Consider the following 6,462-nt stretch of genomic DNA (forward strand, 5'->3'; position numbering starts at 1 on the left):
CCTGGAAGCATTGCAACCGTCAATCAACCGATTGGCCAAGACGAAGTAGCGCAAGCCCCCCACGCGCTCACCATGCGTGAGGCACCAGGCACTACTTCGCGCTCACTTGTAGGTGAGGCACCTCGGAAACCCCGTGATTCACATGTTACGGGTGTTGCTCGAGCGTCGCGGCCAAGCTAGGGCCGGGCCGCTACCCCGGATGTCCAGGTCACCCCGTTGCCCACCGACATCTTGCTGACGGCAAAACCGTGATCTCGTCCGTAATCGAGGACTTCCGCCGGCAGATCCGGCACGGTGCTCAAGGCCAGCACTGCAGGTCCAGCGCCGGAAAGCACCGCTGCAATCCCACAACGGCGGAACACCGCCAGGTATTCCGCGGACGCGGGCATGGCGGGCGCCCGCTGCGGTTGGTGCAGGACGTCTTCGGTGGCCGCCATGAGCAGATCGGGTCGCTGGGTGAGCGCGACGACGAGCAGTGCGGCCCGGCTGAGGTTGAAGCGTGCGTCGGTGTGGCTGATCTGCTCGGGAAGCAGGACCCGCGTCTCCGCGGTCGACGAACGCTCCTGCGGCACTGCGGTGAACACGGTGATGTCGGGGTGCAGGACGATCGGGGCTGCCGCATAACGCGGGCGTTCGGCGCCGGACTCCGTCCAGGACACCACCGCCCCGCCGAGCACCGCCGCTGCCGCGTTGTCGGGGTGGCCCTCGAACTCGGCGGACACCTGGACCAGCTGCTCCGGCGTCAGCGCGGTCGAACCGTTCTGGGCGGCAAGGCCACTGGCGGCGGCGAGGCCGCCTACGACGGCCGCGGCCGAGGAGCCCAGTCCGCGGGAATGCGGAATGTCGTTGCGGCAGCGAACGATCAAGCCCGGCGCAGTGGCGCCGACTTCACGCAGGCCGCGCTCGATCGCGCGCACCACCAGATGGGAACCGTCCAGCGGGACCTGTCCGGCCCCTTCCCCGTCGACTTCGACGACGAGGCCGGATTCGGTTGTCTCGACCACGATCTCGTCGTAGAGACTCAAGGCGAGACCCATGCTGTCGAAACCGGGGCCGAGGTTGGCACTCGAGGCCGCGACCACAGCGGTGGCCGTCAGCCCGGGCGGCAGGGTGCGTGTCACTGGAGTCCGTTCTAGACCAGGCCGAGCTTGGCGACCACGGCCACGGGGTCGACGGATACCGGGATCACCGTGGGCATCCCCTTCAGGGCGGTGTCGGGATCCTTGAGCCCGTTGCCGGTGACGGTGCACACGACGGTGGAACCCTTGGCGACCCAGCCGTCTTCGATCGACTTCAGCAGCCCCGCGATGCTCGCCGCCGACGCGGGCTCGACGAAGACGCCCTCCGCCCGGGCCACCAGATGGTAGGCGGCGAGGATCTCCTCGTCGGTGGCGGCGAGGAAGCGCCCCTTGGACTCCTGCTGCGCTTCCACTGCCGAGGTCCACGACGCGGGCGAACCGATCCGGATGGCGGTGGCGATGGTCTCGGGTTCACTGACCGGCTCACCGAGGACCAGCGGCGCCGCTCCGGCCGCCTGCGTGCCCAGCATCTGCGGCAACCGGGCGGCCAGACCGTCGTTGTGGTACTCGGTGTAGCCCTTCCAATAGGCCGTGATGTTGCCGGCGTTGCCTACGGGCAACGCGTGCACGTCGGGTGCGTCGCCGAGTGCGTCGACGATCTCGAATGCCGCGGTCTTCTGCCCCTCGATACGGAAAGGATTGACCGAGTTCACAAGTGACACGCTCGGGAAGTCGGAGGTGAGCTTGCGGGCGAGCTCGAGACAGTCGTCGAAGTTGCCGTCGATCTGGATGATCTTCGCGCCGTGCATGACCGCCTGGGCCAGCTTGCCCATGGCGATCTTGCCCTGCGGCACCAGCACTGCGCAGGTGATGCCGGCGCGCGCCGCATACGCCGCCGCCGACGCGGAGGTGTTGCCCGTGGAGGCGCACAGCACCGCCTGCTGCCCGCGGGCCACCGCCTCGGTCACCGCCATCGTCATGCCGCGGTCCTTGAACGACCCGGTCGGGTTGAGTCCTTCGACCTTCAGATGCACGGTGCAGCCGGTGTACTCGGACAACCGGGGCGCCGGCAGCAGCGGCGTGCCGCCTTCGCGCAGCGTGATCGGTGTCCAATTGTCGCCGACGGGCAACCGGTCACGGTAGGCCTCGATCAGACCAGGCCACGGCTGATGCACGGCTCTGGGGGCGGTGGTGCTCACTAGGTGGTCCCTTCCATGCGCAGCACGCTGTTGATACTCTGCACGACCTCCAGGTCAGCCAGCGCCGCAACCGTTTCCGAGAGTGCCGCGTCCGTCGCCTGGTGGGTCACGACGACGATGCGCGCGCCGCAGCGCTGGCCTCCGTCGTCGACCATGCCCTCCTGGCGCACCTCGGCGATGCTGACCTCGCGCTTGCTGAACTCCGCTGCGACGGCCGACAGAACGCCCGGGCGGTCCGCGACGTTCATGTTGACGTAGTAGCGGGTGGGGATGAACCCGATCGGCGCCACCGGCAACTTGGCGTACTTGGACTCGCGGGGTCCGCGGCCACCCTGCACCCGGTTTCGGGCCGCCATCACCAGATCACCCAACACCGCCGACGCCGTCGGCGCGCCTCCGGCGCCCTGACCGTAGAACATCAGCCGCCCTGCCGCTTCGGCTTCGACGACCACCGCGTTGAACGCGCCGTTGACCGAGGCCAACGGATGATCCAGGGGCACCAACGCCGGGTAGACGCGAGCCGAAACCCGCTGCTGTCCCTCGTCGGTGGTGAGCCGTTCGCAGATCGCCAGCAGCTTGATCGTGCAACCGAGGGCGCGCGCGGACTCGAAGTCGGCGGCGGTGACGGTGCTGATGCCTTCGCGATAGACGTCGTCGGTGGTGACCCGGGTGTGGAACGCGATGGAGGCCAGGATGGCCGCTTTGGCCGCGGCGTCGTAGCCCTCGACATCCGCGGTCGGATCCGCCTCCGCGTAGCCGAGCGAGCAGGCGTCGGCGAGCGCCGAGGCGTAGTCGGCGCCGGTGCTGTCCATCTCGGAGAGGATGTAGTTGGTGGTGCCGTTGACGATCCCGGCCACCCGCAGGACGGTGTCACCGGCCAGCGACTGGGTCAGCGGGCGAACGACGGGGATGGCGCCGGCGACGGCTGCCTCGAAATACAGGTCGACCCGTGCGTTCTCGGCGGCCTGGGCGAGTTCGCCGGTGGACACCGCCATCAGTGCCTTGTTGGCGGTCACCACCGATTTGCCCTGCTCGAGCGCGGTCAGGATGGCTTTGCGGGCAGTTTCCACGGGGCCCATGAGTTCGACGACGATGTCGACGTCGTCGCGGGATACCAGTTCCTCGATGTTGTCGGTGAGCAGCTCGACCGGAACGCCACGGTCGCCGTCCACCCGACGCACGCCGATACCGCGGATCGCCAGTGGCGCTCCGATGCGGGCGGTCAGATCCGCGGCGCTCTCGTTGATGATGCGGACCACCTGGCTGCCGACATTGCCCAGACCCAGCACGGCTACGCCGATTGCGTTACTCACGCTCACCTCACTTCCAAACTCAAGAGATCATCGACCGTCTCCCGGCGCAGGATCAGGCGTGTCCGCTTGTTACGCACGACCACCACGCCCGGCCGGCCGATCAGGTTGTAGCGGCTCGACATCGAATAGCAGTATGCGCCGGTCGCGGCGACCCCCAGTAGATCGCCCGGAGCCACGTCATCGGGCATCCATGCGTCGCGCACGACGATATCGCCGCTCTCGCAGTGCTTGCCGACAACGCGGGACAGTGTCGGTACGGCTTCGCTGACCCGCGAGAGCAGCCGCACGTCGTACTCCGCGCCGTACAGCGAGGTCCGGATGTTGTCGCTCATCCCGCCGTCGACGCTCACGTACCGCCGGTGCCTGTCGGAGGCCACGGCGACGTCCTTGACAGTGCCGACCTCGTAGAGGGTGATGGTGCCCGGCCCGGCGATCGCGCGCCCCGGTTCGACCACCAGCTTCGGCGCGGGCAGACCCACGGCGGCCGATTCGCTGCGCACGATCGCCTGCAGCTTGTCGGCCAGTTCCTTCATCGGCGGCGGATGGTCCTGCGGGAGGTAGGAGATGCCCAGTCCGCCCCCGAGGTCGACGATCGCGATCTGCGCGGTTTTGTCGACACCGAACTCGGCGACGACATCTCTGAGCAAGCCGATCACCCGGTGGGCGGCCAACTCGAAGCCCGCCACGTCGAAGATCTGCGAGCCGATGTGGCTGTGCAGGCCGACCAGGCGCAGATGGTCGGCCTGGAAGACCGCGCGCACCGCAGCCATGGCGGCGCCACTGGCCAGCGACAACCCGAACTTCTGGTCCTCGTGGGCGGTGGAGATGAACTCGTGGGTGTGCGCCTCGACCCCGACCGTGACGCGCACCAGCACGTCCTGCACGACGCCGGCCGCCTCCGCGATCCGGTCGAGGCGATCGATCTCGATCATCGAGTCCAGCACCACGTGCCCGACACCGCTGTCGACCGCCGCCGTCAGCTCCGCCACGGATTTGTTGTTGCCGTGCAACGCGATCCGCTCGGCCGGGAACCCGGCGTGCAGGGCTACCGCGAGCTCTCCCCCGCTGGCGACGTCAAGCGACAGGCCTTCCTCGTCGACCCAGCGGGCCACCTCGGTGCACAGGAACGCCTTGGCGGCGTAGCGGACGGACTCGCCACCGCCGAACGCGGTCGAGATGTCGCGGCAGCGTGCCCGGAAGTCGGCCTCGTCGATGACGAACACCGGCGTGCCGAACTCCGCGGCGATCTCGGTGACCGGGACCCCGGCGATCGACACCACACCGTCGTCACCGCGGACCGCGTTGTCCGGCCACACATTCGGCGCCAGCACCAGCACATCGGCGGCGCTGCGCGGACGATCGGGCGCCCCGCCGTGGTGGATCTCTTCGGCGTGCCGGGGGCCGGCCGGATGCGCGTTCACATCCGCTCCGGAGCGCTGACACCGAGGATGTTCAGTCCGTTGGCGATGACCTGGCGGGTGGCCTGACACAGCGCCAGCCGCGCGGCATGCAGTGGGCCGGGCTGCTCGTCACCCTGCGGGAGCACCCGACACGAGTCGTAGAAGCGGTGGTAGTCGCCGGCCAGGTCTTCCAGATAGCGCGACACGCGGTGGGGCTCACGCAGGTCGGCGGCGGTCTTCAAGACCCGGGGAAACTCGCCGATGTTGCGGATCAGCGTGCCTTCCTTGTCATGGGTCAGCAGGTCGAGATGGTCGGTGCCGGGAGTGATGCCCAGTTCGGCGGCGTTGCGGGCCAGCGCCGACAGCCGCGCATGGGCGTACTGCACGTAGTAGACCGGGTTCTCGGCCGACGCCGAGGACCACAGCGCCAGGTCGATGTCGATCGGGGTGTCGACCGAGCTGCGGATCAGCGCATAGCGGGCGGCGTCCACCCCGATGGCGTCGACGAGGTCGTCGAGCGTGATGACCGTGCCGGCCCGCTTGCTCATCCGGACCGGTTGCCCGTCACGGACCAGGTTGACCATCTGGCCGATGAGCACCTCGACGGTGTCGGGGTCGTCACCGAGCGCCGCGGCGGCGGCCTTCAGGCGGGCGATGTAGCCGTGGTGGTCGGCGCCGAGCATGTAGATGCACAGGTCGAAACCGCGTTGCCGCTTGTCCAGGAAGTACGCGAGGTCGCCTGCGATGTAGGCGGGCTGACCGTCGCTCTTTATCACGACGCGGTCCTTGTCGTCACCGAAGTCGGTGGTGCGCAACCAGACTGCGCCGTCGGACTCGTAGATGCTGCCGGTCTCGCGCAGCTTGGCGATGGCCTGGTCGACGCGACCGGAGGTGTGCATCGAGTCTTCGTGGGTGTAGACGTCGAAGTTGGTGCCGAACTGGTGCAGCGATTCCTTGATGTGGTCGAACATCAGGTTCACGCCGATCGCACGGAAGGTCTCGCGCATCTCGGCGGCGGGCAGGCCCAGTGCGTCGGGTTCCTTCTCGAGCACCGACGAGGCGATGTCGGCGATATAGGAACCGGCGTAGCCGTCCTCGGGGGCGGGGTCGCCCTTGGCGGCGGCGATCAACGAGTTGGTGAACCGGTCGATCTGCGCGCCGTGGTCGTTGAAGTAGTACTCCCGTACCACCTGGGCGCCCTGGGTGCTCAGCAGCCGACCCAACGCGTCGCCGACGGCCGCCCACCTGGTCCCGCCGATGTGGATGGGTCCGGTGGGGTTGGCTGAGACGAACTCCAGGTTGACCTTGACGCCCAGGTCCGCCGACGTGCCGTAGCCGGGGCCCGCGGCGATGACGTTTCCGACGATGACGTTCTGGGCCGACGCCTCGATCCGGAGGTTGACGAACCCGGGTCCGGCGACGTCGGCGGCCGCGATGCCACGCTGGTCGGCCAGCGCCGCGGCCAGCCAGCCGGCCAGCTCACGCGGATTGGCGCCGACCTTCTTGCCGAGTTGCAGGGCCAGGTTGGTGG

General features: G+C 68.5%; 5 protein-coding genes. All 5 read right to left on the reverse strand.

All coding sequences use genetic code 11. From position 1 onward, the window contains the following. Positions 1-176 precede the first annotated feature (176 nt). Positions 177-1,121, reverse strand: a complete 945-nt coding sequence (gene thrB, locus WA944_RS18255) for a homoserine kinase (RefSeq protein ID WP_526372796.1) — start codon at positions 1,119-1,121, stop codon at positions 177-179. 11 nt (positions 1,122-1,132) lie between these two features. Then, positions 1,133-2,218, reverse strand: coding sequence for a threonine synthase (gene thrC / locus WA944_RS18260; protein ID WP_526372795.1), 1,086 nt, complete (start codon positions 2,216-2,218; stop codon positions 1,133-1,135). Next, a complete protein-coding gene (locus WA944_RS18265) occupies positions 2,218-3,531 on the reverse strand; it encodes a homoserine dehydrogenase (protein ID WP_526372794.1) in 1,314 nt (437 codons plus the stop codon). Before WA944_RS18265 ends, thrC begins: the two co-directional genes overlap by 1 nt. A gap of 2 nt (positions 3,532-3,533) precedes the next feature. Then, positions 3,534-4,913 (reverse strand): diaminopimelate decarboxylase, encoded by a 1,380-nt coding sequence (gene lysA, locus WA944_RS18270; protein WP_526372798.1) that lies wholly within the window; start codon positions 4,911-4,913, stop codon positions 3,534-3,536. Between the two features lie 35 nt (positions 4,914-4,948). After that, positions 4,949-6,462: arginine--tRNA ligase (gene argS, locus WA944_RS18275; RefSeq protein ID WP_526647207.1), on the reverse strand; the 1,514-nt coding region annotated here is incomplete at its 5' end.

The organism is Mycobacterium sp., assembly GCF_049683355.1.
GTDB lineage: Bacteria > Actinomycetota > Actinomycetes > Mycobacteriales > Mycobacteriaceae > Mycobacterium.